The sequence below is a fragment of the Paracoccus sp. 228 genome (assembly GCF_000967825.1).
Classification (GTDB): Bacteria; Pseudomonadota; Alphaproteobacteria; order Rhodobacterales; family Rhodobacteraceae; genus Paracoccus; species Paracoccus marcusii.
Window position 1 is genome coordinate 231,501 of the sequence record NZ_JYGY01000004.1, and the last position, 26,974, is coordinate 258,474.

The 26,974-nt window shown below is 70.1% G+C and carries 24 protein-coding genes; 16 read left to right on the top strand and 8 right to left on the bottom strand.

The window, feature by feature from the left end; all coding sequences use genetic code 11:
- Window positions 1-23: 23 nt before the first annotated feature.
- From SY26_RS14080 to SY26_RS14100, 5 genes are all read right to left on the bottom strand, one after another.
- Entirely contained in the window at window positions 24-1,349 is a 1,326-nt protein-coding gene (locus SY26_RS14080; RefSeq protein WP_046001029.1) for a sugar ABC transporter substrate-binding protein, read from the bottom strand.
- 132 nt (window positions 1,350-1,481) lie between these two features.
- Entirely contained in the window at window positions 1,482-2,438 is a 957-nt protein-coding gene (locus tag SY26_RS14085) for a sugar-binding transcriptional regulator (RefSeq protein ID WP_046001030.1), read from the bottom strand.
- On the bottom strand, window positions 2,435-3,085 hold the full coding sequence (locus SY26_RS14090; protein WP_045982113.1) for an HAD family phosphatase: 651 nt from the start codon (window positions 3,083-3,085) through the stop codon (window positions 2,435-2,437). Before SY26_RS14090 ends, SY26_RS14085 begins: the two co-directional genes overlap by 4 nt.
- A gap of 63 nt (window positions 3,086-3,148) precedes the next feature.
- Window positions 3,149-7,768: a DUF3320 domain-containing protein gene (locus tag SY26_RS14095; protein ID WP_046001031.1), complete on the bottom strand. Its 4,620-nt coding sequence runs from the start codon at window positions 7,766-7,768 to the stop codon at window positions 3,149-3,151.
- 156 nt (window positions 7,769-7,924) lie between these two features.
- Complete coding sequence (locus SY26_RS14100) at window positions 7,925-9,859, bottom strand: TonB-dependent receptor domain-containing protein (protein ID WP_157020505.1); 1,935 nt, start codon at window positions 9,857-9,859, stop codon at window positions 7,925-7,927.
- 200 nt (window positions 9,860-10,059) lie between these two features.
- Here SY26_RS14100 and phnC point away from each other — a divergent pair, with 200 nt between their 5' ends.
- The 4 genes from phnC to phnE (SY26_RS14120) all read left to right on the top strand — a co-directional run bounded on the left by phnC (window position 10,060) and on the right by phnE (SY26_RS14120) (window position 14,015).
- Entirely contained in the window at window positions 10,060-10,878 is an 819-nt protein-coding gene (gene phnC, locus SY26_RS14105; RefSeq protein ID WP_046001033.1) for a phosphonate ABC transporter ATP-binding protein, read from the top strand.
- 19 nt (window positions 10,879-10,897) lie between these two features.
- The gene (gene phnD, locus SY26_RS14110; protein WP_046001034.1) at window positions 10,898-11,797 is read left to right on the top strand and encodes a phosphonate ABC transporter substrate-binding protein; all 900 of its coding nucleotides are present in this window, start codon (window positions 10,898-10,900) and stop codon (window positions 11,795-11,797) included.
- 62 nt (window positions 11,798-11,859) lie between these two features.
- On the top strand, window positions 11,860-12,705 hold the full coding sequence (gene phnE / locus SY26_RS14115) for a phosphonate ABC transporter, permease protein PhnE (RefSeq protein WP_046001035.1): 846 nt from the start codon (window positions 11,860-11,862) through the stop codon (window positions 12,703-12,705).
- Window positions 12,702-14,015, top strand: coding sequence for a phosphonate ABC transporter, permease protein PhnE (phnE, locus tag SY26_RS14120; protein ID WP_046001036.1), 1,314 nt, complete (start codon window positions 12,702-12,704; stop codon window positions 14,013-14,015). The genes phnE (SY26_RS14115) and phnE (SY26_RS14120) overlap by 4 nt, the downstream gene beginning before the upstream one ends.
- Here the strand turns inward: phnE (SY26_RS14120) and phnF are convergent.
- Window positions 14,012-14,719 carry a phosphonate metabolism transcriptional regulator PhnF gene (gene phnF, locus SY26_RS14125; protein ID WP_046001037.1) on the bottom strand — a complete coding sequence of 236 codons (708 nt, stop codon included), beginning with the start codon at window positions 14,717-14,719 and terminating at the stop codon, window positions 14,012-14,014. The two genes, phnE (SY26_RS14120) and phnF, sit on opposite strands and share 4 nt — an antisense overlap.
- Window positions 14,720-14,806: 87 nt before the next feature.
- Here phnF and phnG point away from each other — a divergent pair, with 87 nt between their 5' ends.
- From phnG to phnN, 8 genes are read left to right on the top strand one after another with little or no spacing between them, the layout of a single operon-like run.
- Window positions 14,807-15,244 carry a phosphonate C-P lyase system protein PhnG gene (gene phnG / locus SY26_RS14130; RefSeq protein WP_046001038.1) on the top strand — a complete coding sequence of 146 codons (438 nt, stop codon included), beginning with the start codon at window positions 14,807-14,809 and terminating at the stop codon, window positions 15,242-15,244.
- On the top strand, window positions 15,241-15,789 hold the full coding sequence (gene phnH, locus SY26_RS14135) for a phosphonate C-P lyase system protein PhnH (protein ID WP_046001039.1): 549 nt from the start codon (window positions 15,241-15,243) through the stop codon (window positions 15,787-15,789). The genes phnG and phnH overlap by 4 nt, the downstream gene beginning before the upstream one ends.
- Complete coding sequence (locus SY26_RS14140) at window positions 15,789-16,856, top strand: carbon-phosphorus lyase complex subunit PhnI (protein WP_046001040.1); 1,068 nt, start codon at window positions 15,789-15,791, stop codon at window positions 16,854-16,856. Before phnH ends, SY26_RS14140 begins: the two co-directional genes overlap by 1 nt.
- Window positions 16,853-17,452, top strand: coding sequence for an HAD family phosphatase (locus SY26_RS14145; RefSeq protein ID WP_046001041.1), 600 nt, complete (start codon window positions 16,853-16,855; stop codon window positions 17,450-17,452). Before SY26_RS14140 ends, SY26_RS14145 begins: the two co-directional genes overlap by 4 nt.
- Window positions 17,449-18,309: an alpha-D-ribose 1-methylphosphonate 5-phosphate C-P-lyase PhnJ gene (locus SY26_RS14150; RefSeq protein ID WP_046001042.1), complete on the top strand. Its 861-nt coding sequence runs from the start codon at window positions 17,449-17,451 to the stop codon at window positions 18,307-18,309. The genes SY26_RS14145 and SY26_RS14150 overlap by 4 nt, the downstream gene beginning before the upstream one ends.
- Entirely contained in the window at window positions 18,306-19,064 is a 759-nt protein-coding gene (gene phnK / locus SY26_RS14155; RefSeq protein ID WP_046001043.1) for a phosphonate C-P lyase system protein PhnK, read from the top strand. Before SY26_RS14150 ends, phnK begins: the two co-directional genes overlap by 4 nt.
- Window positions 19,065-19,066: 2 nt before the next feature.
- The gene (phnL, locus tag SY26_RS14160; protein WP_046001044.1) at window positions 19,067-19,750 is read left to right on the top strand and encodes a phosphonate C-P lyase system protein PhnL; all 684 of its coding nucleotides are present in this window, start codon (window positions 19,067-19,069) and stop codon (window positions 19,748-19,750) included.
- On the top strand, window positions 19,747-20,274 hold the full coding sequence (gene phnN, locus SY26_RS14165; protein ID WP_046001045.1) for a phosphonate metabolism protein/1,5-bisphosphokinase (PRPP-forming) PhnN: 528 nt from the start codon (window positions 19,747-19,749) through the stop codon (window positions 20,272-20,274). The genes phnL and phnN overlap by 4 nt, the downstream gene beginning before the upstream one ends.
- On the opposite strand, the gene SY26_RS14170 is transcribed toward phnN, so the two are convergent.
- A complete protein-coding gene (locus SY26_RS14170) occupies window positions 20,250-20,915 on the bottom strand; it encodes a DUF1045 domain-containing protein (protein ID WP_046001170.1) in 666 nt (221 codons plus the stop codon). The genes phnN and SY26_RS14170 overlap by 25 nt on opposite strands.
- A 95-nt stretch (window positions 20,916-21,010) precedes the next feature.
- Here SY26_RS14170 and SY26_RS14175 point away from each other — a divergent pair, with 95 nt between their 5' ends.
- Window positions 21,011-22,147, top strand: a complete 1,137-nt coding sequence (locus SY26_RS14175; protein ID WP_046001046.1) for an alpha-D-ribose 1-methylphosphonate 5-triphosphate diphosphatase — start codon at window positions 21,011-21,013, stop codon at window positions 22,145-22,147.
- Window positions 22,148-22,180: 33 nt separating this feature from the next.
- Here SY26_RS14175 and SY26_RS14180 read toward each other — a convergent pair whose 3' ends face one another.
- Window positions 22,181-23,686 carry an ABC transporter substrate-binding protein gene (locus tag SY26_RS14180; protein WP_046001047.1) on the bottom strand — a complete coding sequence of 502 codons (1,506 nt, stop codon included), beginning with the start codon at window positions 23,684-23,686 and terminating at the stop codon, window positions 22,181-22,183.
- Window positions 23,687-23,907: 221 nt separating this feature from the next.
- Between SY26_RS14180 and SY26_RS14185 the strand changes: the two genes are divergently transcribed.
- From SY26_RS14185 to SY26_RS14195, 3 genes are read left to right on the top strand one after another with little or no spacing between them, the layout of a single operon-like run.
- Window positions 23,908-24,336, top strand: a complete 429-nt coding sequence (locus tag SY26_RS14185; RefSeq protein WP_045983896.1) for a MarR family winged helix-turn-helix transcriptional regulator — start codon at window positions 23,908-23,910, stop codon at window positions 24,334-24,336.
- The gene (locus SY26_RS14190) at window positions 24,333-25,940 is read left to right on the top strand and encodes an MFS transporter (RefSeq protein ID WP_046001048.1); all 1,608 of its coding nucleotides are present in this window, start codon (window positions 24,333-24,335) and stop codon (window positions 25,938-25,940) included. Before SY26_RS14185 ends, SY26_RS14190 begins: the two co-directional genes overlap by 4 nt.
- The gene (locus SY26_RS14195) at window positions 25,937-26,962 is read left to right on the top strand and encodes an HlyD family secretion protein (protein WP_046001049.1); all 1,026 of its coding nucleotides are present in this window, start codon (window positions 25,937-25,939) and stop codon (window positions 26,960-26,962) included. Before SY26_RS14190 ends, SY26_RS14195 begins: the two co-directional genes overlap by 4 nt.
- The last annotated feature ends 12 nt before the right edge of the window (window positions 26,963-26,974 follow it).

Consider the following 26,974-nt stretch of genomic DNA (forward strand, 5'->3'; position numbering starts at 1 on the left):
TCAGGGGCGGCGCGGGTCGCGGCTTACTTGGGATAGCCCGCGCGCGCCATTTCACGGGCGGTGCTGGACTGTGCCGCCGCAAGGGCGTCCTCGGCCGACATCTGGCCTGCCAGCGCCGCCGAGAAGGTCTGTCCGACCGCCGTGCCGATGCCCTGGAATTCCGGGATCGCGACGAACTGGCCGCCGGTGTAGGGAATGTCCTGGACCGACGATTTCTGCGTGTCGGCGGCGTTGATCGATTCCAGCGTCATCGCCGCGAACGGAGCCTCGGCCTGATAGTCGGGGTTCTCGTACAGCGACGTGCGCGTGCCCGGAGGTGCGGCGCGCCAGCCCTCGGCTTCGGCCACCATGTTGGTGTATTCCTGGCTGGTCGCCCAGGCCACGAAGGTCTTGGCCGCGTCCTGCTTCTGGCTGGAGGCCGGGATGGCCAGGTTCCACGCCCACAGCCAATTGCCGTGGTTGTCGACGCCTTCCTTGTTGGGGAACTGTGCAAAGCCCACGCTGTCCGCGACGGTCGAATCCTCGGGGTCGGTCACGAAGCTTGCGGCGACGGTCGCGTCGATCCACATGCCGCACTTGCCCTGCTGGAACAGCGACAGGTTCTCGTTGAAGCCGTTCGACGACGCGCCCGGAGGACCGTATTCGTTCATCAGCGTCAGATAGTCGGTCAGCGTCGCCTGCCATTCGGGGCTGTCGAACTGGGGCGCCCATTCCATGTCGAACCAGCGCGCGCCATAGCTGTTGGCCATGGCGGTCAGGAAGGCCATGTTCTCGCCCCAGCCCGGCTTGCCGCGCAGGCAGATGCCATACACCTCGTTCTCCTTGTCCGTCATCGCCTTGGCGGCGGCGGTGATGTCGGTCCAGGTCGGGTTGTCGGGAATGGTCACGCCCGCGGCCTCGGCCAGGTCGGTGCGGTACATCACCATCGCCGATTCGGCATAGAACGGCGCGGCGTACAGCGTGTCGTTCACCGACAGGGCGGCGCGCACGGCGGGAACCAGGTCGTCCACGTTGTAGCTTTCGGGAAGGTCGTCCAGGGGCGTCAGCCAGTCCTGCGCCGCCCAGATCGGCACCTCGTAGGTGCCGATGGTCAGCACGTCATACTGCCCGCCGCTGGTGGCGATGTCGGTGGTGACGCGCTCGCGCAGGATGTTCTCCTCCAGCGTGACCCATTCCAGCTGGATGTTCGGGTTCGCCTCGGTGAAGGGCGCGGTCATCTGCTGCATGCGGATCATGTCGCCGTTGTTCACGGTCGCGATCGTCAGGGTCACGTTGTCCTGCGCGGCGGCCATGCTGCCGACGGCGCACAGGGCCGTAGCGCCCAGAAGGGCGCGGAATGTCATGGTCATGTAGTCCTCCCTTGGCGGTTGGGCATTTGCCCTTCCGATGGGCATATACTCGCGCCGTCTTGCGAATCTGTCAACGCAGATTCCCCGCCGCAGCGCAGCGAGGGTGTAACAGCTTGACGACATTGCAATTCTTCAGGCCAGCAGGCGTTCCGCCGTTGCCTCCGAGGTGATCAGGCCGTTGATCAGCCCCCCCACCATCGCCGCGCGGATGGCCGGCAGCTTGGCCTGTCCCGAGGCGACGGCGATCACCGGACGGTCGCTCCCGCAGGGCAGCGGCGCCGACGCCACGCGGCGATTGAAGTCGCAATCGATCACCTGGCCCCGGGCGTCGTAGACCCAGCTGGTGATCTCGCCCACGGCACCGGCGCGGGCCAGCTGCGCCATTTCGGCCTCGCTCAGGAAGCCGTCGACATGCAGCGGCGCGGTCATGTCCATCTGTCCGATGCCCACCAGCGACAGGTCGGCGCGGGCGCACAGGTCGATGGTGTTGCGGGCGGCCTGCTGTCCCTGCATCGCCGCCAGTTCCGCCGCGTCGCGCGCCAGCACCGGCAGCGGATAGGGAAAGTGCGGCGCGCCGATGCGCTCTGCCAGCCGGATGGTGGCGTTGTAGGGGGTGGCCGACCCGTCCTCCATCATGTTGCCGAGGCGGGACACGACGACATGCTGGGGACAGGTCATGCGGGGCAGCTGTTCCACCGTGGCGCGCAGGTTGCGCCCGGTGCCTAGGCTGACGATCCGCCGTTCGGGCGATTTCAGCACGCGTTCCAGATGCGCGGCGGCGGCGATGGCGATGCCCGCCAACAGGTCCGGCGCCTCGGGGTCCGAGGGCGCGACTTCGGCGGTCAGCAGGCCGAACCGGTCCTGCAGCGCGCGCGCCAGGTCCATGCAGCGTCCGATCGGGTGATCCAGGCGGACCTTGACCAGCCGTTCGGCCAGCGCCATCGCGACCAGACGCTGCGCGGTCTGGCGGCTGACGCCCAGCTTGCGCGCGATCTCGTCCTGGGTGTTTCCGGCGACGTAGTACAGCCAGCCGGCGCGGGCGGCATCGTCCAGGCGGGTCGTTTCGGGGGTAAAGTGGTTCTGGCTCATGCCGGCACCTGGATGCGCGCCAGCAGGTCGGGGAACTGCGACCAGCAGTCAAAGCCCTCGTCCGTTGCGGGCTGTCCCGCCAGATGGGCGCCGCCGCGGTACTGCAGGACCCGCATTCCCGCCGCGCGGGCCGCCTGCAGGCCGGGCTGGCTGTCCTCGATCACCAGGGCATGGGCGGGATCGACGCCCATCCGTTCGGCCGCGAACAGGAACAGGTCGGGCGCGGGCTTGCCGCGCGCCACCTGGCTGGCCGTGAAGACGTCCGCGCCGAACCGCTGCGCCAGGTCCAGCACCGCCAGCGTCCGCGCAACCCGCGGCGGGCTGGACGAGGTCGCGACGCAGACCGGCAGCCGGATCTGCGCCAGCGCATCGGCAAAGCCCGGTGTCGTGCGCAGATCGGTGTCGAACCGCGCCAGCAGGCGGGCCCGATAGGTTGCCTCGAAATCGGCGGGCAGGGTCAGGGCAAAGCGGTCGCGGATCGACGCCGCGACCGTGGGAAAGCTGCGCCCCAGGAAATCGCGGCGCACATCGTCGGGCGTCACGACGATGTCCAGACGCGCCAGCTGGTCGATCAGCACCTGCGCGGACAGCACCTCGCTGTCGGCGATGACGCCGTCGCAGTCGAAGATGATCAGGTCCACGCGCATCGGTCCGGCTCCCTTGCCTTGTGCGGCAGCCATAATCGCATTCCGCCCGGCGGGGAATAGGCCTCAGGCCGCGGCCATCCCCAGCAGCACCCCCGATATCGCCTCGGACAGGTCCGGCCCCACGCGCTGAAAGCCCAGAAGGCGCGCCACGGCGCGGGTCAGCTGGTCGGGCGTCATGCCGCCGTTCTCGGTCCGGATCATCCGCGCGGCGGCGGCGATCTCTTGCGAGGGCAGGCAGGCGGCCTTCAGCAGGCTGCCCGTCTCGGCGCTGCGGTCGCGGACGGACGGGCTGTCGGCCTGCGCCCGGGTCATCAGGAAATCGCCCTGCCGCATCAGGTCGGCATCGCGGTGCAGGGCCAGTGCGGTGGCCCGGGCCACGGCCTCTCCGATCCGGCTGCCGGTGCGCGCCTTGCCGAAGGCCGCGGCGATGCGCCGCGCCACCTCGTCGGCATGGACCGGTCCCTCCGTGCGGATGACGGCCGCGGCCAGGTCGGCCAGGACGGCGTCGGGCTGGTCATGGGGCTCTCCCTCGGGCGGGGCCTGCAGGTCCGCGCGGCGATAGGGCGGCACCGACAGCAAGGGCGGCGCCAGCTCCAGGATCGGTTCGCGGTCGTCTTGAACGACGGGCCCTGCCCCATGGTTCGCGCCGCGCGGGCGGATGCCGTGCTGCGCCGCATCGCGGGCCTGCGACAGGGCGTCGCGCAGCCGCGCGATCTCCGCCTCGCGGCGGTGGAACCAGTCGGTGCTCCAGATGCGGTGGAACCGCCAGCCCAGATTCTCCAGGATGTCCTGGCGCAGACGGTCGCGTTCGCGCGCCCACAGCGCACCGTGATAGGCGGCGCCGTCGCATTCGACCGCCGCCAGGTACTGGCCCGGACGGTCGGGGTGGCGCACGCCCAGATCGATGCGGAACCCCGCGCTGCCGACCTGCGGATCGGCCAGATAGCCCAGATCGCGGATCACGCGCGCGACATCCTCCTCGAACGGGCTGTCGGGGGCCAGACCCGTGGTGCGGCGTTCCTCGATGATGCCCGACTGCGCGAAATCCAGGAACCGCTTCAGGACGCGCGGCCCCTCGCGGGTGGTCCGCGACGGGTCGATCTGGCCCGGGTCAAAGGACGCGAACACCTCGCAGCGAATGCGTGCCCGGGAAAACAGCACGTTCAGACGACGCTCTCCGCCCTCGCCGTTCACAGGGCCGAACTGCATCCGCGTCAGCGGCCCGTCGGGTTCGGATGGGCCGTAGCCGACCGAGATCAGGATCACGTCGCGTTCGTCACCCTGCACGTTCTCGATGTTCTTAACGAACACATCCTCGGCCCCGCCCTCGCGCAGCAGCGCGTCCAGCGCCGGGTCGCGGCGGCGGGCGGCATCCGCCACCTCGGTCAGCATGTCGGCCTGCGCCTTGGAGAAGGCGACCACGCCCAGGGACAGGCCCGGCCAGTTGCGGGCGTGATCGGCCATGGCGGCGACGACGGCCTCGGCCTCGATCCGGTTCGTCCCCGCACGCCCCTGCCCGCTGCCGCGCGCGGCATAGGCGCCGGACACGCGACGGAACTTCAGCCCGTAATCGGGGTCCAACTGCAGGGGCGACGGTGGCAAAACCAGCCGGTCGTCATAGAATTCCGCGTTCGACACCCGGATCAGCGACGGGTCGCGCGACCGGTAATGCCATTCCAGCATCCGCGACCGCAGCCCCCGCGCCTCGCACAGCGACAGGATGCTCTCCATGTCAGCCACGTTCGCGCCTTGGGGGCCGTCCTCGGGTTCGTCCTGGTCTTCGGCATCGTCGACCAGGCGGTCGAAGAACGATGTCGGCGGCAGCTGCTTCTGGTCGCCCACCACGACGATCTGGCGCGCGCGCGCGATGACGCCCAAGGCGTCCTCGGGGCGGATCTGCGACGCCTCGTCGATGACCAGCAGATCAAAGCTGACCGCATCGGGCGGCAGGAACTGGGCGACCGAGATCGGGCTCATCAGCATCACCGGCTTGATGCGCTGGACCATCGCGCCCGCGTTGCGCATCAGCCAGCGCACCGGCTTGTGCGCGCGGCGGCGGGCGATCTCTCCGCGGATCAGGCCCATCTCTCCCTGCGTGCCGCGGGGCAGCTGATCGAAATGTCGCGACAGGATCAGCGTCTTGGTGGCCTCGATCCGCTCGGCCTCCAGCTGGCGGAACAGGCCGACCAGGTCGTGGCGATCCAGCATCGGCAGATCGTTCAGCGCGGGACGCGCCTGGCGGGCGGCGTTCCAGCGCGCCTCGGCGCAGGCATAGGCGAACTCAGTCGCGGCGTCCTGCGGGGCCAGTTGCCCGGCGCGCACGGCCTCGACCACCGCGGCCGCGCCGTGGCGGCCGGCCACCTGCGCGTCGCGCGCCAGATCGGCCCATTCGGCATAGCGGGCGGGCGCGTCGGCCATGCCCGACAGCGCCGCCTGCCAATCGGCGATCGGCGCATCGCCCACAAGGCCCGCGGCCTCCGCGTCCAGGTCCAGCCTGTCGCGAACCCGCGCAAGCGCCGCCCGCGCATCCTGCACTGCCGCCGCCAGCGCATCGCCCTGTGCCACGGGGTCTGGAATGTCGGTCAGCGCCTGCACCACCGCCGCCCCGTCCGGCAGGCAGCCGTCCAGCTCTCCCAGCCAGCCCGCCACCGCCGCCAGCCGCGCAAAGGGCGTCCGCTCGCCCCGCCAGTCGGTCCCCAGGGTCGCCGCCAGATAGGCTTCGTCGTCGGCCAAGATGCGGCGAAGGCGGCGCAGCGCCACCAGCTCATCCGCCAGCGCCAGCCGGTCGGCGGCCGCAGACGGCATCGGTCCGACCAGCAGCGTCTGCAGCTGTGCCGACGCCCTGCGATAGGGGCCGAACAGCCGGCCCAAGAATGACCCCACCCCGCGCGCCAGCCCGGCCCGCAGGGGCGCGGGGTCCAGATCCGGCGCGGCGGGGGTGAAACGGGTCAACACCTGTTCCTGGGCCGCCGCCCATTCGGCGCCCGCCTGCAGCGCCTGCACCAGGCGGGGATCGCGGGCAGCGGCGAACAGGGTCGCGGCGTGATCCGCCGCCCCCTGGGGGGCGCGTGCCAGCAGACGCAGCATCCGCACCCGCGCCTCGGCCCGGTCCAGCGTCGGCTGGCCCTGTGCCGCGACCGCCGCCAGCGCCGCCAGCGCGGCGCGCAGGTCGTCGCCAAGCCGCGCCAGATCGGTCGGCTGCAGGTCCAGCGCCCGCGCGCCGCGGAACGGATGGGCCTGGGGCGAACCGGCCCGGTCGCGCGCCGCCACGAAACGGGCGATGGCCTGCGCCGCCTGTTCGCGTGCGGCGGCGTCCAGCGCCTCCAGGCCGTCCAGCGGGATGGCCGGCGGGCGGGCGCCCTGTCCGATGAACCCGATGATCCGCGACAGCGCCGCATAGGGCGCCTCGTCCCAGGGCGGCAACGGGTCGTGCAGAAGGCCCGTGACCGCGTTCAGCATGTCGCGCGTCTGGCGCAGGCGCGCGGGGTCCGCCGTGGCGGGCAACGGATGCGCCCCGGCCATCAGGGTCCGGCCCAGCTCCTGCGCAAGGGCCTTCTTGTTGGCGCTGCGCGAATGCAGCTCAAGACAGATGTCGCGCAGGCCCGCGCGGGCCAGGCGGTCGTGGACGACCGACAGGGCGGCCATCTTCTCGGCCACGAACAGCACCGTCTTGCCGTCATGGGCGGCGGCGGCGATGATGTTCGTGATGGTCTGCGACTTGCCCGTGCCCGGCGGGCCCTGCACGACCAGGCTGGCGCCCGCACGGACCTCCTCGATGACCTTGGTCTGGGATGCGTCGGCGTCGATCACCTGGATGATGCGCGCCGGGTCCAAACGGTCGTCCAGCCGGTCGCGATCGCCGAACAGCGGCGCGTCGCCCGCAAACCCCTGCGCCAGCAGCCCGTCCAGCAGTGGGTTTCCGTCGAACGCCCCCTCGGGCCAGTTGGCGGGGTCCAGGTCGCGGTGCATCAGCAGCTTCGCGAAGGAAAAGAACCCCAGCTGCATTCCGTCGCGGTCCACCTGCCAGTCCTGCTGGCCGGACACGGCGTCCTGAACCAGGCTCAGATAGTCGCCGGGCGTCCAGTTGTCGTCCTCCTCGATCTCGGGCAGATGGATGCCGAAATCCTGGCGCAAACGCTCCTGCAACGGCAGGTTGGCGGTCAGGTCATCCTCGCGCGCCATCAGGTCGAAGGTCGAGCTGCGGTCGTTGCGCACCAGCTGCACAGGCAGCAGGATCAGCGGCGCCTCGCGCAGGACCTGCGATCCGGGCGCCTCGCGCCAGCGCAGGAACCCCATCGCCAGGTACAGCACGTTCAGGCCCTGCTCCTCCTCCGCGGTGCGGGCGTCGTGGGACAGGCGCAGCAGGCGGCGGGCCAGCGCCTCGGGGCCCAGGGGGGTCTCCAGTTGGCTGTCGGACTGGGTCTGCGCACCGGGCGCGGCCAGCAGCAGCACGCCCTCGGGCGTGGCCGTGTCGCTGCCCATGGCGCGAAAGCGCATGCGTTTGCCCTGGATGCGCAGCAGGCGCCAGACCTCGTCGCTGCGTTCGTGGATGATGTTCAGGCAGCTGGCGCGCTGATTGTCGCGGTTCACATGGATCAGGCGGTTGCGCGTCCCCGTCTCCAGCAGCTTGCGGCGGGCGGCATCCAGAGTGCGGGTCAGGGCGGCGGGCTGGGATTGGGTCATCGGTCCAGGTCTTCTCGTTGCGCGTCCGACCCCAGGGGGGCGGAAGGGGAACATAACCGCAACCTGAACGAAAGACGAGGGATTCCAGACGGAAAACGCCACTTCCTCGGGACATTTCGAGGGGTGCGGCCCGGTTTCCCGGACCGCGGGGGGCCATCAGAACCGCAGATCGGCCGTCAGCGCGATGCTGCGCCCCGGTTCCAGCTGCTGCACGACGGTGCTGAAATCCGCCCCATAGGTCGCCCGGTCGGCATAGGCGCGGTCGAACAGGTTGTTGACCTCGGCGCGCAGGGTCACGTTGCGGAACGCGGCCGGTTCGTATTCGGCAAAGACGTCCACGACGGTATAGCCGGGCCAGTCGCCGTCGACATCCACGCCCTGCCCGTCCTCCTCGATCGCGTGCTGGATGACGCCGCCCAGGGTCAGCCCGGCCATGACGGCATGGCGCGCCTCCAGCGACAGCATGCCGCCCGGCACGGTGCCCAGTTCGCGCAGGTCAAAGCTGGAGGCCGGCTGGCCGTCCAGCTCGACCGATGTGTCGCTGTAGCGCAGCGCGGCAAAGCCGCCCTGCCAGTCGCGGCGGGCGGACAGACGGAACCCCCGGCTTTCCAGATCGCGCGACACCAGCCCCTTGCGGACCCCGTCGATGCGGGTCTGGAACAGCTCGGCCCCCAAGGTCGTCGCACCCGGCTGCCATTCGACGCCCATCACCACGTTGCGCGCCCGCGTGGGCTCCAGCGCGTCATAGGCCCTGGGCGCGACATAGGGCGCGTCCAGCTCATAGACCGAGGCAAGCTGCGTGCCGCCGAACACCGTCGACCAGCCCGCGTTCAGGCGCAGCGCATCGGTCGCGTGCCAGGTGGCCGCGGCGTTCGCGCTGGTCCCGTCGGTGTCCAGGCGCTGCCCCCCAGCACCGGTGAACCGGCTGAAATCATGGCGCAGCCCCGCGCTGTAGTCGATGTCCCCCGCCGTGCCCCGCGCTTGCAGAAACAGTCCGGTCGTGGTTCGGTCCTCGCGAAACGCGGCGGCCGTGCCGCGGAACACCCCGTCATAGGTCGCGCGCGTGCGATAGTTGTCCAGGCCCGCGGTCAGTTCGACCCCGTGCACGGTCATGCGGTTCTGGAGGACGACGCTGACGGTATCCGCATCGCCATTGTTGAAATCGGAAACGGGGGCGTCGGGCGTGGGCAGGTCGACGGTGTCCAGCTGGTTGCGGCTGCGCGCGATGCGGATCTCGGGGTCCAGCAGGCCCTCCGCGACCGTGCGGCGCAGGGTCAACGTCTGGGTCGACTGTTCCAGCGCATAGCGGCGCGTCTCGGGGACCGGGCGACCCCCGATCGTGCCGGTGAAGTTCGCGCGATAGGGGCGCAGCGCGTCGTCCCGGAACCGGATCGTGCCCAGCTCCGCCCGCCAGTCGCCGAACTCGGCCCCCAGCTTCAGCGCCTCGCTGTTCAGGTCGGCCCCTGTGCGGGCCACGGTACGGCCGTTCCCGTCCTGATAGGCGTCGCCCGTCGCCCGCTTGGCATAGATCAGCGCGTCGACCGGCCCCTGGCGCCCGTACAGCGTCACCGCCCCGGTCGCCGTGCCGCCGTTGTCGCCATAGCCGATGGTGACACGCCCGCCGCGGTCGCGCCCGTCCTCCAGCATGTCGATGGCTGATTTCGTCTCATACGCGATGCTGCCGCCCAGCGCGGCAAAGCCCGCATCCGCCGGCGCCACGCCCGGATCGACGCGCGCGGCCTTCAACAGGCCCGGATCGATCATGTTGGTGCCGGTATGGTGGAACATGCGGTTGTTCTGCGCGGCCCCGTCGACGCTGACCGACAGCTGCTGTTCGTCGATGCCGTTGACAAAGACGCGTTCCGCGATGGCGATGCCGCTGCTGACGGTCACGCTGGGTTCGGCGCGGAACACGTCCTCGATGGTGCCGGTGCGGGCATCCTCGATCTGTTCCGCGCTGGGGGCGATCCGGGCCGGGGCCTCGCCCTCGGCCGTCAGGGTGATCTCGTCCAGCAGGATCGGCTGGGACAGGGCGGGCAGGGGGGCAAGCGCGGTGCCCAGCATCAGGGCGGCCAAGGGGTGTCGCGTCATCGGGTTCTCCATCCATCGGGTCAATGGCTGGCGATGGCGCGGGGCCGGGCTGGCAACCCCACCCTCATAGGGGCAAAGCCGCCGCCTGTTAAGCCCGGATCGCGCGCGGGCCCGTCACCCCTGTCACCCGATCGTCACCGCATCGTCGGATGGGTGTCACGCCCCGCCGCTAGACGGCCCCCATGACATCGAGAGGCCCCATGCTGGACATTCGCGACGCCACCCGCATCTTCGGCCGCAAGGCTGCGGTCGACCACGTTTCCTTCCGCATCGACGGCCCGGCCTTCGTCGGCATCATCGGCCGGTCCGGCGCGGGAAAATCGACGCTGCTGCGCATGATGAACGGGCTGACCCCCGCCACCAGCGGCCGGATCCTGGTCGAAGGGCGCGACGTTGCCGCCCTGACCGGCGCCGCCGCCCGCCAGTGGCAAAGCCAATGCGCGATGATCTTTCAGCAGTTCAACCTGGTGCCGCGCATGGACGTGGTGTCGAACGTGCTGCACGGCATTCTGAACCGGCGCGGCACGTTGCAGACCGTGCTGAACCTGTGGCCGCGCGGCGACATCCTCCGCGCGCTGGAGATCCTGGACCGCCTCGGCATCGCCGAACAGGCGCCCAAGCGTGCCGAGGCCCTGTCCGGTGGCCAGCAGCAGCGCGTGGCCATCGCCCGCGCGCTGATGCAGGACCCCCGCATCATCCTGGCCGACGAACCCATCGCCAGCCTGGACCCGATGAACGCGCAGATCGTGATGGACACCCTGCGCCGCATCAACGTCGAGGATGGCCGCATGGTCATCGCCAACCTGCACACGCTGGACACCGCGCGGCGCTATTGCGACCGGGTGATCGGCATGCGCGACGGGCGCGTGGTGTTCGACGGGCTGCCGTCGCAGCTGACCACGGGCGTGGCCCGCGACATCTATGGCGCCGACGCGGATTTCAACGAAAGCGCGACCTCGACCGCCATGCCCACCGATACCAGCGCGGATGTCGAATACGCCGCCCGCATGCTGGCCTGATCCCGAACCGGAGAGCACCATGACCCGACTGCTGAGCCTGCTGGCCGCGACCGCCGCCCTGACCACCCCCCTGCACGCGCAGGAGATCACCGAATTCCGCATCGGCCTTTTGGGCGGAGAGAACGCCCAGGACCGCATGGCGTCGAACGAATGCCTGCGCGACTATGCCGAACAGGCCCTGGGCGTCCCCGTCCGCCTGTTCACCCCCGCCGATTACAACGGCGTCATCCAGGGGCTGCTGGGCGGGTCGCTGGACATGGCGTGGCTGGGCGCGTCGGCCTATGCCGCCGTGTACGTCGCCGACCCCGAGGCGGTCGAGCCGGTGCTGGTCAAGACCAACCTGGACGGCAGCTATACCTATCACTCGATCGGCTTCGCGCGCGCCGACAGCGGCATCACCTCGCTGGACGACATGGAGGGCAAGAGCTTTGCCTTTGCCGACCCGAACTCGACCTCGGGGTTCCTGATCCCGAACGTGGAACTGCCCGAGGCGGGCTATTCGATGACCGAGGGCGAGTATTTCAGCCGCATCGCGTTTTCGGGCGGTCATGAACAGTCGATCATCGGCGTCGTCAACGGCGATTTCGACGCCGGCGTGACCTGGGCCGACGGCCAGGGCGCGTGGGAGGACGGTTACAACTCCGGCGCGCTGCGCAAGGCGACCGATGCGGGCATCGTCGACATGAACGACATCGTCGAGATCTGGAAATCCTCGCCCATCCCGGAAGGCCCGGTGGTCGTCCGCAAGGATCTGCCCCAGGACGTGCGCCAGACGATGATCGACCTGGTCGCAGGCCTGCACGCATCGGACCCCGAATGCGCCTATGGCGTCGCCGCCGGAGAGACCGCGGGCTTCAGCCCCGTCACCCACGCGGAATACGAGACGATCATCGCCATCCGCCGCGCCGAGATGAACTGATCGCCACCCTTTCCGGGCCGGGCCCCGAACAGGGCCCGGCCTTCGCATATCCAGGAGGCAGCATGGCACTGGTCGAAATCCAGCACGACTATCTGGCGCTGACGCGGCGGCGACGCCTCTATGGCGGGCTGCTGGTCGTCATCTTCGTGGCGATGATGGTGTCGGGGTTCCGCGTGGCCGACGCCCGCAACGCCGGCGGGTTCTGGCAGGGGCTGCACCAGGTGGGCGATTTCCCCGCGGCCCTCGTGTCCGAGGCGGTGCAGAGATCGGCCAACCTGCCCGGCCACATGATCCGCGCCCTGCCCGCCCTGGTCGAGACGCTGAACATCGCGCTGGTCGCCACGCTTCTGGGTTGCATCGCGGGCACCGCCCTGTCTCTGGCGGCCACGCGTGGCTTGGCCCGGTGGCCGCGCTTGGTGCTGGTGGCGCGGCGGGTGTCGGACGTCTGCCGCGCCATCCCGGAAATCGTCATCGCGCTGGTGCTGATCTTCATCCTGGGCGGCGGCCCGGTCCCCGCCGTCATCGCCATCGCGATCCACACCGCGGGCGCGATGGGCAAGCTGTTCTCCGAAGTGAACGAGAACGTCGACCTGAAACCGGTCGAGGGTCTGGCATCCGTCGGCGCCACCTGGTCGCAGCGCATCTGGCTGGGCGTGTTCCCGCAGGTCGCGCCGAACTATCTGTCCTATGGGCTGCTGCGGCTGGAGGTGAACATCCGCGCATCGGCCATCCTGGGCTTCGTCGGCGCGGGCGGCATCGGATACGAGCTGCGCAACGCGATGACCTTCGGTCAGGGCAAGTTCGATCAGGCGGCGGCGATCTTTTTGCTGCTGTTCATGACCATCGTGGTCGTCGACCAGATCTCGGGCCTGGCCCGCAACCGCCTGACGCATGGGGCCCCCGCATGACCACGATGACCCTGCAGGACCGCACCATCCGCATCATGGACCGCAGGCGGCGCATGGCGCTGGCGGTGCCGGCGCTGATCCTGGCCTATCTGGTCTATGCCGCGATCAGCTTCGATCTGGCGGGGTTGGCGCAGCGGGCGCGGCTGGACAACGCGGCCGTGCTGATGGCCGACACGGTCAGCCACAAGATCCACGTGACCCGCGACAACCGCCGCGACGCCCTTTCCGTCAGCGTCGAGGGCAGCGCCCGCGCCACCTTTGCCACCGACCGCCTGCCGGACTGGGTCGCGGCAGAGGGGTCGCGGACGGTGATCGACCTGGGCGCGGGCCATGTCGTCACCTATGACGGGCCGCGCACCACCTATGACATTCCCGATTACGGCCCCGTCACGCTGACCGTAGGCGACGGCGTGACGCTGGACACGCCCGACGGGCAGGTGCCCGCGTTCATCAACGCCAGCCCCGCCCGCGTAACCATCACCACCGATCAGGGCCGCGTCACCGCCACCCGCGCCCGCACGGAAACCCTGCGCTACTTCTGGGGGTGGGAGATGTTCTTCTTCGACCTGTCCAGCCCGCTGGCCGGCCTGTCCGCGGGACAGGTCGCGGCGGCGGTCCTGTGGGGCGACCGGATCGACCCGGCGCGGTCCAACCTGTCGCTGGCCCTGTCGGAGTTCTGGACGAACGACATCTGGCAGCACGGGGCCGTGGCCTGGGCCCTGTTCGAGACGATCCTGATGGCGTTCCTGGGCACCTTCGGCGCGGCCTTCGTGGCCCTGCCGCTGGCCTTCTTGGCGGCGCAGAACTTTGCCCTGTCGCGCATGCTGCGCTTTGCGGTGCGGCGCGTGTTCGATTTCGTGCGCGGCGTTGACGCGCTGATCTTCACGATCATCCTGTCGCGGGCCTTCGGTCCGGGGCCGCTGACCGGGGCGCTGGCGATCCTGCTGACCGACACCGGCAGCTTTGGCAAGCTGTTCTCCGAGGCGCTGGAGAACGTGGACGCCAAGCCGATCGAGGGCATCCGCTCGACCGGCGCGGGCGCGCTGCAGCGCTACCGCTTCGGCGTCATCCCCCAGGTGATGCCGGTCCTGCTGTCGCAGATGCTGTACTTTCTGGAAAGCAACACCCGCAGCGCGACGATCATCGGCGCGATCACCGGGGGCGGCATCGGACTGATGCTGACGCAGGCGATCCAGACCACGCAGGATTGGGAGAAGGTCGCCTATTACATCTTGCTGATCGTGGTGCTGGTCATCGCGATGGATGGCCTGTCGGGCTGGCTGCGCCGCCGCCTGATCCGCGGGTCCTAGTCCGCCAGCACCAGTGAGACCCGGTCGCCCGCGAACCACGTCCGCCCGTATTCCACGGGCCGGCCTCGGTCATCCAGGTTCACCGCCACCGAGCGGAGCACCGGCGTGCCCTGCGGGATCCGCAGGGCCACCGCCTGCGTGGCATTGGCCAGCTTGGCCGTGATGCGGGTGCTGGCCCGCGTATAGTCGGCCACCCCGCAGGCGGCCAGCGCCGCGGTGATCGACTGATGGTCGCGGGCCTGGTCACAGAACCCCGCCAGCCATCCCGGCAGCACCGACCGGAACAGCGCCAGCGGCTGGCCGTCGGCCAGCGACAGCCCCTCGACCACGTGGACCGGATCGCCGGGGGACAGGTCCAGCATCTGCGCCTCGACCGCGTCGCAGGGGCGGGTTTCCAGCCGGGTGAAGCGGTGCGACCCCGTGCGCCCCGCCGCCGCCAGGTTCTGCGAAAACCGCACCCGGCGGCCCAGGGCATAGTCGGTCGGTCGCGCGGTCACGAAGACCCCCGCCCCGCGCCGCGCATGGACCAGCCCCGCGTCGGCCAGCTGCGCCAGTGCGTGGCGCACCGTGTGGCGGTTGACCCCGAAACGGGTGGCCAGCGCCGCCTCGGACGGCAGGCGGTCGCCGGGGGGATAGTGGCCCGAGGTGATCTCGGCCCGCAGGGTGTCGGCGATGGCCTGCCACAGGGGGGTCTTGTCCGTCATCAAAAATTCACACGGTTCCGGTTGAGAACATGGCGCGGGCGCGCTATCACATGTCTAGTTGTATAGATAACGGGACACCCCGGCAAGATGTCAGCTTCCCCCCTTTCCCATCGCCGCGACTGGCTGTCGATCCTGGCCCGCAGCGCCCCCGACCGGCTGGCGCAGCTGCTGCCCGACCTGCCCGATCACGCCCTGCTGCGCGCGCCCGAGACCGGCACCGTGATGGTCCAGGGCCGCATCGGCGCCACCGGCGCGCCCTTCAACGTCGGAGAGATGACCGTGACCCGCTGCGCCCTGCGCCTGCCCTGCGGCACGCAGGGCCACGGCCATGTGCAGGGGCGGTCGCACGCCCATGCGCGGCGGGCCGCGGCGATGGACGCGCTGATGCAGACCGACCCCGACGCCCACGCCCCCCTGATCGCCGCGCTGCGCGACGACGCGCAGGCCGCCCGCGACACCCGCGCCGCCAAGGCCGCCGCCACCCGGGTCGAGTTCTTCACCCTGCAACGCGGAGAGGACGCATGACCGGCCACGGATTCACCGATCCCTCCCGCCAATCGGCCCAGGGGTTCCGCGTGCTGATGGAGGCCATGGCCCGGCCCGGCACGATCCACCGCCTGGATCAGGCCCATGCCCCCGGGGTCGGCCCCGCCGCCGCGACGGTGCTGCTGTTGCTGGCCGATCCGACGACGCCGGTGCATCTGGCGGGCGCGCTGCCCGACCTGGCCCCGTGGCTGCGGTTTCACGCGGGCTGCCCGATGGCGGATGCACCGTCGGCCGCGTTGGCGGTGGGGCGCTGGCCCGATCTGCTGCCGCTGGACCGCTTTGCGGTGGGCCTGCCCGATTATCCCGACCGTTCGGCCACGCTGATCGTCGAGCTGGACCGGCTGGACGCGGACGGTCCCGTCCTGCGCGGGCCGGGCATCCGCGACCGCGCAACGCTGTCCCTGCCCGCGACTGCGCCGTTCCGGGCCAACCGCACCCTGTTCCCGATGGGCCTGGACTTCATCCTGACCTGCGGCGACCGGCTGGCCTGCCTGCCGCGCAGCACCCGCGTGGAGGCCGCCTGATGTATGTCGCCGTCAAGGGTGGCGAACGCGCCATCGAGAACGCCCATGCCTGGCTGGCCGAGGAGCGCCGCGGCGACCCTGACCTGCCGCTGATGTCGGTCGACCAGATCAAGGCGCAGATGGCCCTGGCCGTGAACCGCGTCATGGCCGAGGGCTCGCTCTACGACCCCGACCTGGCCGCGCTGGCGATCCGCCAGGCACGGGGCGACCTGATCGAGGCGGTGTTCCTGATCCGCGCCTATCGCACCACGCTGCCGCGGTTCGGTGCGTCCGTACCGGTGGACACGGGCGCGATGGCGGTGGACCGGCGCGTCTCGGCCACGTTCAAGGATGTGCCGGGCGGTCAGGTGCTGGGCCCGACCTTCGATTACACGCACCGCCTGCTGGACTTTGCCGATCAGGCGGCGGTGGACCCCGCGCCGCTGGCCGCGCCCGACGCCGGCGCCATGCCCCACGTCATGGCGATCCTGGACCGCGACGGGCTGATCGAACCCAGCCCCCGCGACGACACCCCCGCCCCCGACCTGACCCGCGAACCGCTGGAACTGCCCGCGAACCGCCCGCTGCGCCTGCAGGCGCTGGCCCGCGCGGACGAGGGGTTCGTGCTGGGCCTGGCCTATTCCACCCAGCGTGGCTACGGGCGCACCCATGCCTTTGTCGGCGAACTGCGCATCGGCCGCGTGCCCGTGCAGATGCACATCCCCGAGCTGGACCTGACCATCGACATCGGAGAGATCGCGCTGACCGAATGCGAGACCGTGAACCAGTTCAAGGGCTCGCGCACCGAACCCGCGCAGTTCACGCGGGGATACGGCCTGGTCATGGGACAGTCGGAACGCAAGGCCATCGCCGTCAGCCTGGTCGACCGCGCCCTGCGCTGGCAGGAACTGGGCGAGGATTTCACCGGCGCCCCCGCGCAGGACCAGGAATTTGTGCTGTCGCATTGCGACAACATCCAGGCGACGGGGTTCCTGGAGCACATCAAGCTGCCCCATTACGTCGATTTCCAGGCCGAACTGGAGCTGGTGCGCCGGCTGCGGGACGACAACGCAAAGGATGCGCAATGATCAAGGCGATCGTCTTCGACATCGGCAACGTGCTGGTCCGGTGGGACCCGGTGGCCGCCTTCCTGCCCCTGCTGGGCGACCGTGCGTCGGTCTTGGCCTTCCTGGATCGCGTGGATTTCGCCACCCTGAACCAGCGCGCGGACGGGGGCGCGTGCTTCGACGATCTGGCCGAGGCGATCGCCGATCCCCGCGACCGCGCGGCCTTTCTGGCCTATCGGGCCGGACACGCGGCCTCGATCCGCGAGCCGATCGAGGGGACATGGGCGCTTCTGGACCGCCTGCGGGCGCGGGGCCACGCGGTCCACGCGATCACCAACTGGTCCGCGCAGACCTGGCCCATCGGCCTTGCGACCCATCCCCGGCTGTCCACAGCCTTTGGCGTGACCATCGTGTCAGGGATCGAGGGCGTGCTGAAGCCCGACCCGCGCATCTTTGCCACGCTGTGCGACCGGGCGGGCGTGGCGCCCGACCAGTGCCTGTTCATAGACGACAGCCCCCGCAACGTCGCCGGCGCGCGCGACGCAGGCATGGCCGCGCATCATTTCACCGATCCCGCCGCGCTGGAGGACGACCTGATCCGACGGGGGCTGCTATGAGCGGTTACAACTTCGCCTATCTGGACGAACAGACCAAGCGGATGATCCGCCGCGCCATCCTCAAGGCGCTGGCGATCCCCGGATACCAGGTGCCCTTTGCCAGCCGCGAGATGCCCATGCCCTATGGCTGGGGCACCGGAGGGGTGCAGCTGACCGCCGCCTGCCTGACCCCCGACGACCGCCTGAAGGTCATCGACCAGGGCGCCGACGACACCACCAACGCGGTCAGCATCCGCACGTTCTTTCAGCGCACGACGGGGGTCGCCGTCACCACCGCCACCGCCGACGCGACGTTGATCCAGACCCGCCACCGCATCCCCGAGACGCCCCTGACCCAGGGCCAGATCCTGGTCTATCAGGTGCCCATCCCCGAACCGCTGCGCTTTCTGGAGCCGCGCGAAACCGAGACCCGCAAGATGCACGAGCTGGAGGAATACGGCCTGATGCACGTCAAGCTGTACGAGGACATCGCCCGGCACGGCCGCATCGCGACCTCCTACGCCTATCCGGTCAAGGTCGAGGGGCGCTATGTCATGGACCCGTCGCCGATCCCGAAATTCGACAACCCGAAACTGTCGGACAGCCCGGCGATCCAGCTGTTCGGGGCAGGGCGCGAACAGCGCATCTATGCCCTGCCCCCGCATACCCATGTCGTCAGCCTGGATTTCGACGACCACCCGTTCAGCCCCTCGAAGGCCGATCACGCCTGCGACCTGTGCGGCGCTGACGCCAGCTATCTGGACGAGGTGGTGACCGATGACGCGGGCGGGCGGATGTTCGTCTGTTCCGACACCGATTTCTGCACCGCGCGGGTCGCCGCCGGGCACAGGGGCCGCCTGGCCGCGGAGGCCGCATGAACGCCCCCATCCTGTCCGTCCGGACCCTGGAACGCCGCTATGGCGCGCGGATCGGCTGCACCGGCGTCGGCTTTGATCTGTGGCCCGGAGAGGTCCTGGGCATCGTCGGGGAAAGCGGGTCGGGGAAATCGACGCTGCTGTCCTGTCTGGCCGGGCATCAGCGCCCCGATGCGGGCACCGTCACCTATGACGGGCGCGACGTGCTGGCGATGGCCGAAACCGAACGCCGCCGGCTGGCGCGCACCGAATGGGCCTATGTCCACCAGCATGCACGCGACGGGCTGCGCATGGGCGTCAGCGCCGGGGCCAATGTCGGCGAACGGCTGATGGCCGTGGGCCAGCGCCATTACGGCGACATCCGCGCCGCCGCCATCGACTGGCTGGACCGGGTCGAGATCGCCCAGGACCGCGTCGACGACCGCCCGCAGGCCTTTTCCGGTGGGATGCAGCAGCGGCTGCAGATCGCGCGCAACCTGGTGACCGGGCCGCGGCTGGTGTTCATGGACGAACCCACGGGCGGGCTGGATGTCAGCGTGCAGGCACGGCTTCTGGACCTGCTGCGCGGGCTGGTGCGCGACATGGGCCTGTCGGTCGTCATCGTCACGCATGACCTGGCGGTGGTGCGCCTGCTGGCCGACCGCCTGATGGTGATGAAATCGGGCCGCGTGGTCGAACAGGGCCTGACCGACCAGGTGCTGGACGATCCGCAGCACGGCTATACCCAGCTTCTTGTCTCCTCCGTCCTGCAGGTGTGACGATGATCCAGGTCGAAAACCTTTCCAAGTCCTTCACCCTGCACAATCAGGGCGGCACCGTCATCCCGGTCATGGCCGGGGCCGCGCTGCACGTGGATCCCGGCGAATGCGTGGGGCTGGTGGGCCAGTCCGGGGCGGGCAAATCCACGCTGATGCGGATGATCCAAGGCAACTATCTGCCGGGCGGCGGCAGCATCCGCATCGCCGGCACGGAACTGGTGGGCGCCGCGCCCCGCACGGTCACCGCGCTGCGGCGGGGCACCTTGGGCCATGTCAGCCAGTTCCTGCGCGTGCTGCCGCGGGTGCCTGCGGTGGACGTGGTGGCCGAACCGCTGCGCGCGCTTGGGGTGCCCGCCGCGACAGCGCGCGCGCAGGCCGAGGGCCTGCTGTGGCGGCTGAACATCCCGCGCCGGCTGTGGGGCCTGTCGCCCACCACGTTTTCCGGCGGCGAACAGCACCGCATCAACATCGCCCGCGGCTTCGTCCATCCCTATCCCGTGCTGCTGCTGGACGAACCCACGGCCAGCCTGGACGCCGCGAACCGGCAGGTCGTCCTGTCCCTGATCGCCGAGGCCAAGGCCCGCGGCGCCGCGATCCTGGGCATCTTTCACGACGCCGAGGCACGCGACGCGGTCTGCGACCGGTTGGTGGACGTGACCGGGTTCACGCCGGGACGCGCGGCATGATCGCGGCGGTCGTCGGACCATCCGGCGCGGGCAAGGACACGCTGATCGCCGCGGCTTGCGCCGCGCGGCCCGATCTGCGCCTGGCGCGGCGGGTGATCACCCGCCCCTCCGACGCCGGAGGAGAGGATTTCGACGGCGTCACCCCGGCACGCTTCGCGGCCCTGCGCGACGGCGGACATTTCGCGCTGGACTGGCGGGCGCATGGCCTGTGCTACGGCATCCCGCACGATCAGCTGACGGGGCCGTCGGTGATCTTCAACGGCAGCCGCGCGGCCCTGCCGCAGGCGCTGGCCCGGCTGCCGGACCTGCGGGTGATCCTGATCACCGCCCCGGCGGAGGTGCTGGCGCGCCGCCTGGCCGACCGCGGCCGCGAGGGGTCGGCCAACATCGCCGCCCGCCTGCGCCGCGCCGCCTTTGCCATGCCGCCGGGGATCGCCCACCTGACCGTGTGCAACGATGCCTGCCTTGCGCAGGGGACCGCGCGCCTTCTGGCCGCGCTTCAGCCCGACAGGGGCGCGCGATGACGCAGGTGGAACCGGCCCTGCGCATCCTGGGCCACCAGGCACAGGTCGGCGATCACGAAAGGCCGCGGCAGGACAGGGCCAAGCCAGGCCTGAGCCGCGGCCTGCACTGCGGGTCGTTCCGCGGCGGACAGCCGGTCGGTCAGGGTCAGGTGAAACCGGAACTCCTCCATCACGAAGGGATAGCCCCACCGGTCCAGCAGGGAGCACTGGCGCGGGGTCAGGCTGTCGGGGCGCCGCCGCGCGACCTCTTCGGCCGTCAGCGGCGCGCGCAGCGGATCGGTGGCGCGCACCACCGCATCGGCCAGCGCGATCAGTTCGGGCTGGCCCCCGGTGGGCATCAGCGCCAGAAACCCGCCCAGATCGCGCAGCGCCAGCGTCCCGCAGGTCACCGCCGGACGGTTGCTGGCCAGCGCGTCGACGGCCGCGATCAGGTCCGCTTCGGGGACAACGGGACGGAAGGGCGCGCGGATGGTGCCGTGAAACCCGTATCGTCGCGGCTGGCCCACCGGGCGCGCCGGCAGGGACGGATCATCGACCGCATGGCCGCCCGCCAGGTCCCAGCCCAACCACGCCGCCGCACGGTCCGCGAAGATGCCGGGTTGCGGCGCGTAATAGACGGCATATCGTGTGAAATCCTGCATGCGCGGCACCCTAAGACCGTTGTGTCACACGGCTGTGACAGCCGTCTGCCAGATGACGCCCTTCGACATGATCCTTCAAGACGGAACCCGACCGCATGACCGACATCATCCTTGCCAACGCCCGCCTGGTCCTGCCGACCGAGGTGATCCACGGCCACCTGGTCCTGCGCGACGGGCTGATCGCAGAGATCGGCCAGGGCCGCGCCCTGCCCGCGGGCGCGCTGGATTGTCAGGGCGACCTGCTGATGCCGGGCCTGATCGAATTGCACACCGACAACCTGGAACGCCATATCGAGCCGCGCCCCGGCGTGGACTGGCCCCATGCCCATGCGATCATCGCCCATGACGCCGAACTGGCCAGCGTGGGCATCACCACCGTCTTCGACGCGCTGCGCGTGGGGTCGGTCGTGACGTCGAACAATGCGGGCTATGGCGAATATGCCCGCGCCCTGGCCGACGAGATCCTGGGCCTGCGCGCCCAGGGGGCGCTGCGGATCAGCCATTTCCTGCACCTGCGCGCCGAGATCTGTTCCCAGACCCTGCCCGAGGAGATGGCCAAGTTCGGCCCCCGGGACCGCATCGGCATCGTCAGCCTGATGGACCACACCCCCGGCGAACGCCAGTTCCGCGACATCGGCAAGCTGCGCGACTATGTCTGCGGCAAGAAGGGCCTGTCGGATGCCCAGTTCCTGGACCATGTCGCCGACCAGCAGGCCCTGCGCGCCCGCGTGGGCGAGCTGCACGAGGCGACCGCCGTGGCCGAGGCGCGCCGCTATGGTGCGGTGCTGGCCAGCCATGACGACACCACCGCGCCTCAGGTCGCGGTCAGCGCGGCGCATGGCTGTCATTTCGCGGAATTCCCCACCACGGCGGATGCCGCACAGGCCTGCCGCGACCACGACATCCGCGTGATGATGGGCGCGCCCAACCTGATCCGCGGCGGATCGCACAGCGGCAACGTCGCGGCCAGCGACCTGGCGCGGGCCGACCTGCTGGACATCCTGTCGTCGGATTACGTGCCGTCTTCGCTGCTGTCGGGGGCGATGATGCTGGGCGATCTGTGGGGCGATCTGGCGCGCGGCATCGCAACCGTGACGCAGGCGCCCGCCCAGGCCGTGGGCCTGCACGATCGCGGCAGGCTGGCACCGGGCGCGCGGGCCGACGTCATCCGCGTGGCACAGATCGGCGGCGCCGCGGCCGTGCGGGGCCTGTGGACACGGACCGCCGCCTGAGCCGCGCGCCCCGCCGGGGGCGTGCGGCCGTGATCAGCCCGACACGCCGCGCAGCCGGATGATGCCGTCGGCATAGGGTTCGAACCCCTCGATCCCCTGGCGCATCGTGTAGAAGTACTTGATGTGGTACAGGTAGATCAGCGGCAGATCCTGTTTCAGGATGTCGCGCGTCTGGTCGTACAGCGCCTTGCGGGCCGCGGTGTCGGGTTCAGACCGGGCCTGTGCCAGCAGGGCATCGATCTCCGCGTTGCGGTAATGCTGGTCGTTGTTGGCCCCGTCCGACCCGACGAAGGGGTGGATGTTGGCATCCGGGTCGATCCGGCCCGACCAGCCCTGCAGCGACATGTCGAAATTGCCGGCGACGTTCTCGGACAGCAGCGTCGCGAACTCCGTCGCGCGCAGAGAGATGTCGAACCCCGTCTCGGCCGCCATGGCCTGGACCACCTGGCCGACCTGCTGGGCGATGGGGTTGTTTCCGATCTGCATCTCGACGCGGATGGGGGTCTGGACACCCGCCTCGGCCAGCAGGGCGCGGGCGGCATCGGGATCGCGCGCGGGGATCGGATCGCGGTCGTCGTAATAGGGGGTGCCCGGCGCGGCCCATTGGTTGCCGACCACGTATTCCCCCTCGAACACGACCTGGTTCAGCGCCTGGCGGTCGATGGACAGCGACAGCGCCTGGCGGACGCGGGCATCGGCGCCCAGCGGCGCCTCCGCGCGGGGTCCGTTGCCGACGTTGATGGTGATGCCCTGATACCCGATGTTGGGCACCTCGAACAGCTGCAGGCGGTCGTCGGCCCGCACGCCCGGCACGTCGGCGGGGGCGGTGCGTTCGATGATGTCCAGATCGCCCGACCGCACGTTGGCCAGCCGCACCGTCGTGTCCGGGATCGGCAGATAGATCACCCGGTCGTAATGGAACTGGTCCGCGTCCCAGTGATCGGCAAAGCGTTCCAGCACGATCCGGTCGCCCTCGACCCGGTCGACAAAGGCATAGGGGCCCGAACAGACCGGGGCCCGGCCAAAGGCGGCGCCGGCCGCATCGGCGGCATCGGGCGAATACATTCGCCCCGCGTGATGGGCCAGCTGCGCCAGCAGCGTCACGTCGGGTGCAGTCAGCGTGATGGTCAGTTCATGATCGCCCGTCGCCTCGACCCGGTCGATCGATCCTAGCTCCGCCTTGCGGCGGCTTTCCTGCATCGTCATGTTCCGCTCCAGCACGCGGCGGGCAGATTGCGCGTCAAAGGGTGTGCCGTCGTGATGCGTCACCCCCTCGCGCAGCGTCAGGGTCAGCGTCCTGCCGTCATCGGACCAGGCCCAGTCGGTGGCCAGTTCGGGGATGATCTCCATGTCGGCATTGGTGTTCAGCAGCCGGTCGCACAGCGATTCATAGACCAGCGAGGACACGAAGGTCCGCGACTGTGCGGGATCCAGCGAATCCGGGTCCTCGTTCAGGCCGATGCGCAGGTCGGCCGCGGCGGCCATGCCGCCGATGGCGGCGGTGCCCAGGGCCGTGGCCAGAAAGGTGGTCAGCTTCATCGATGTCTCCCGATCGGTTCCGGCGCTTGGCGACGCCCTGTGCGGCCAGCCCGAAATGGGACCGGATCATTAGTGTATACTAAGGTTCACGATCCGCGGCTGGCAACCGTGATGCGTCTGCGCCTCGAAATTGCACATCCTGCAAATTTCTTTCGGTCAGGGCATTGATGCCGACCGACGATATCCTTAGCTAGCTAACGAAACAGCCGAAAGGACGCGTCATGCCCCGCGAAAGCCCGATCCTTGACACCCTGCTGCGGGTCATGCGGACCCTGCGGCGCAGCTATGACCGCAGGGCGCGGGACGTGGGCCTGACCCTGTCGCGGGCGCGCGCGCTGACGACGCTGGCGCATCACGACGGCATCACCCAGACCGAACTGGCCGCCGAACTGGCGATCGAGGCGCCGACCCTGAAACGCCAGATCGACGCCCTGGTCGCTGGCGGTTTCGTCGAACGGCGTCCTCTGGATGGCGACGGCCGCAAGAACGGGCTGGTCGTGACCGAACGCGGTCGCGACAGCGCCATCGTCGAATTCACGCACCGCCTGCGCGGCGAAGTGCTAGAGGGAATCGATCCGCAGGATCTGGACCGCGCGGCCCAGGTGCTGGACCGGATCGCCCGCAACATCGAACGGATGGACCGGACATGAGCGCCCCTGCCGCACCCCCGCCGCCGCATCCGCCGCTGCCCGGATTGCAGGCCGTGGCCTATATGCTGGCCGCCACCGTGATCGGCCTGTCGCAGGGCCTGCAGCAGGGCTTCGTGTCCACCAGCCTGCCCCAGCTTGCGGGCGATCTGGGCATCACCACGACCAGCGCGGCCTGGCTGCTGGCGGTCTACATGATCCCGCGCGCGGCGCTGCCGGTGCTGCTGATCAAGATCCGCACCCAGTACGGGCTGCGGCGGTTCGCGGAACTGGGGATCATCCTCTATGCGCTGGTGGCGCTGGCGTCGCTGTGGGCGGTCGATTTCCGCTCGGCGCTGGTGCTGCAGTTCCTGGCGGGTGCTGCCGCGGCACCCCTGTCGACGCTGGCCTTCCTCTATATGCTGGAGCCTCTGTCCCCGCAGGCCAAGATGACCTTGGGCCTGCCCTTGGCGATGACGGTGCTGATGACCGGACCGACGCTGGCCCGCGTCGTGGGGCCGCACCTGATCGGCGACGGGGGCATGACGGCGGTCCACGTGACGGGCCTGGGCATGGCGCTGGTGTCGCTGATGCTGGTCTTTTGCCTGCCCCTGCGCCCCATCCCCCGCCAGAAGGTGATCGAGCCGCTGGACTTTGCCAGCTTCGTGCTGATCGGCGCAGGCTTCGGCGGGCTGATCGTGGCCTTTGTCATGGGGCCGATCTACAACTGGACGGATGTCGCGTGGATCGGCTGGCTGCTGGCCGGCGCGGCGCTGTCGCTGACCCTGGCGGTGGTCGTGGAGCTGAACCGCACCGCCCCCCTGCTGGACATCCGCTGGCTGGCCAGCCCGGCCATCCTGCACCTGACCGGCACGCTGTTCCTGTTCCGGCTGATCCTGTCGGAACAGTCGGCGGGCGCGCCGCGCATGTTCCAGGTGCTGGGTGTCGCGCCCCAGCAGATGACCGTCCTGTTTGCCGTGATCGCCCTGGCCAGCCTGATGGGCGCGCTGGCCTGCATCGCCTGGATGCGGCCCACCCGCGTGCCCCAGTTCCACTTGGCCGCCCTGCTGCTGATCGCCGCCGGAGCCTGGCTGGACAGCGGTGCCGGCGTGCTGACCCGGCCCGCGCAGATGGTGGTCAGCCAGGCGCTGATCGGCTTTGCCGCGATGCTGTTCATGCCGCCCGCGATGATGGCGGGCCTGCTGTCGGCCCTGGCCAAGGGGCCGCAATATATCCTGTCCTTCGTCATCGTCTTCATCTCGACTCAAAGCCTGGGCGGCGTGCTGGGGTCGGGCCTGTTCAACACCTTCACCACCCGGCGCGAGGCGCTGCACCTGCAGGACCTGTCCGTCCAGCTGACCGCCACCGATCCGGCCACGGTCGCGACCCTGGCGGGCCGGGCCGCGATGCTGGCCGCCCAGATCCCCGATGCCGCCGCGCGCCGCGCGCAGGCGGCGACCGATCTGGGCCAGCAGGTCGCGGCCCAGGCCTGGGTCAGCGCCTATGCCGATGCCTATGCGCTGACCGCGCTGGCCGCCCTGCTGGCGGCGGCCGTGCTGCTGCTTCACCTTTTGCGCGACGTGATGGCCCGCCGGGCCGCCGTCCAGAACACCGGAACCACGCCATGAAGAAAGAGAACCTTGTCCCGACCGCCATTGCCCTGATCCTGGGCCTGGCGGGCACGCTGCTGCTGCTGTTCGCATGGGGCCTGCCGCCCTTCTCGACCGCCGCCCCCCAGACCGAGAACGCCTATTTGCGCGCCGAGGTCACGATGATAGCCCCGCAGCTGTCGGGCTATGTCACCGCGGTCGAGGTCGAGGACTATCAGACCGTCGCGAAGGGCGACGTGATCGCCCGCATCGACGACCGCATCCCCCGCCAGAAGCTGGCCCAGGCCGAGGCCCTGCTGCAAGGCGCCCAGGCCGCGCTGAAGGTCGCCGAACAGGACGTCGTGTCGGCCGAGGCCGTGGCCCGCGCCGAACAGGCGGGCGTCGAGGCTGCCGACGGCGCCTTGGAGAATGCCCGGTCGCAGGCCGACCGCGCGGGGCAGCTGCTGGACCGGGGCGTGACGTCGCAGTCGTCGTCTGACCAGGTCCGCCTGGCCCTGCAACAGGCCCAGGCCGCCCGCATCCAGGCCGGCGCCCGCCTGGACGTCCAGACCGAGGCGATCCGTTCAGCCAATGTCGCGCTGGACGCCCGACGCGCCGACATCGCCAGCGCCGAGGCCGCCGTCCAGCTGGCCCGGATCGAGGTCGACAACACCGTCATCCATGCCCCCGCCGACGGCAGCCTGGGCCAGATCGCCGTCCATGTCGGCCAGTACGTGACCCCCGGCACCGCACTGGTCCCTCATGTTGGCACCGACCTGTGGGTCATCGCCAACTTTCGCGAAACCGCGATGCGGGGCTTGGCGCCGGGTTCCCCGGTCAGCTTTACCGTGGACGCGCTGCAGGACCGCCGGTTCACCGGTCAGGTCGAATCGCTGTCGCCCGCGACCGCATCGGAATTCAGCCTGATGGCGGGCACCGCAAGCGCCGGCAACTTCACCAAGATCGCCCAGCGCCTGCCGGTGCGCATCACCATCGATCCCGACCAGGACCGCGCCGCCCTGCGCCCCGGCATGTCTGTCGTGGTCCGCGCCGGGTCCTGACCCGCCGACGGC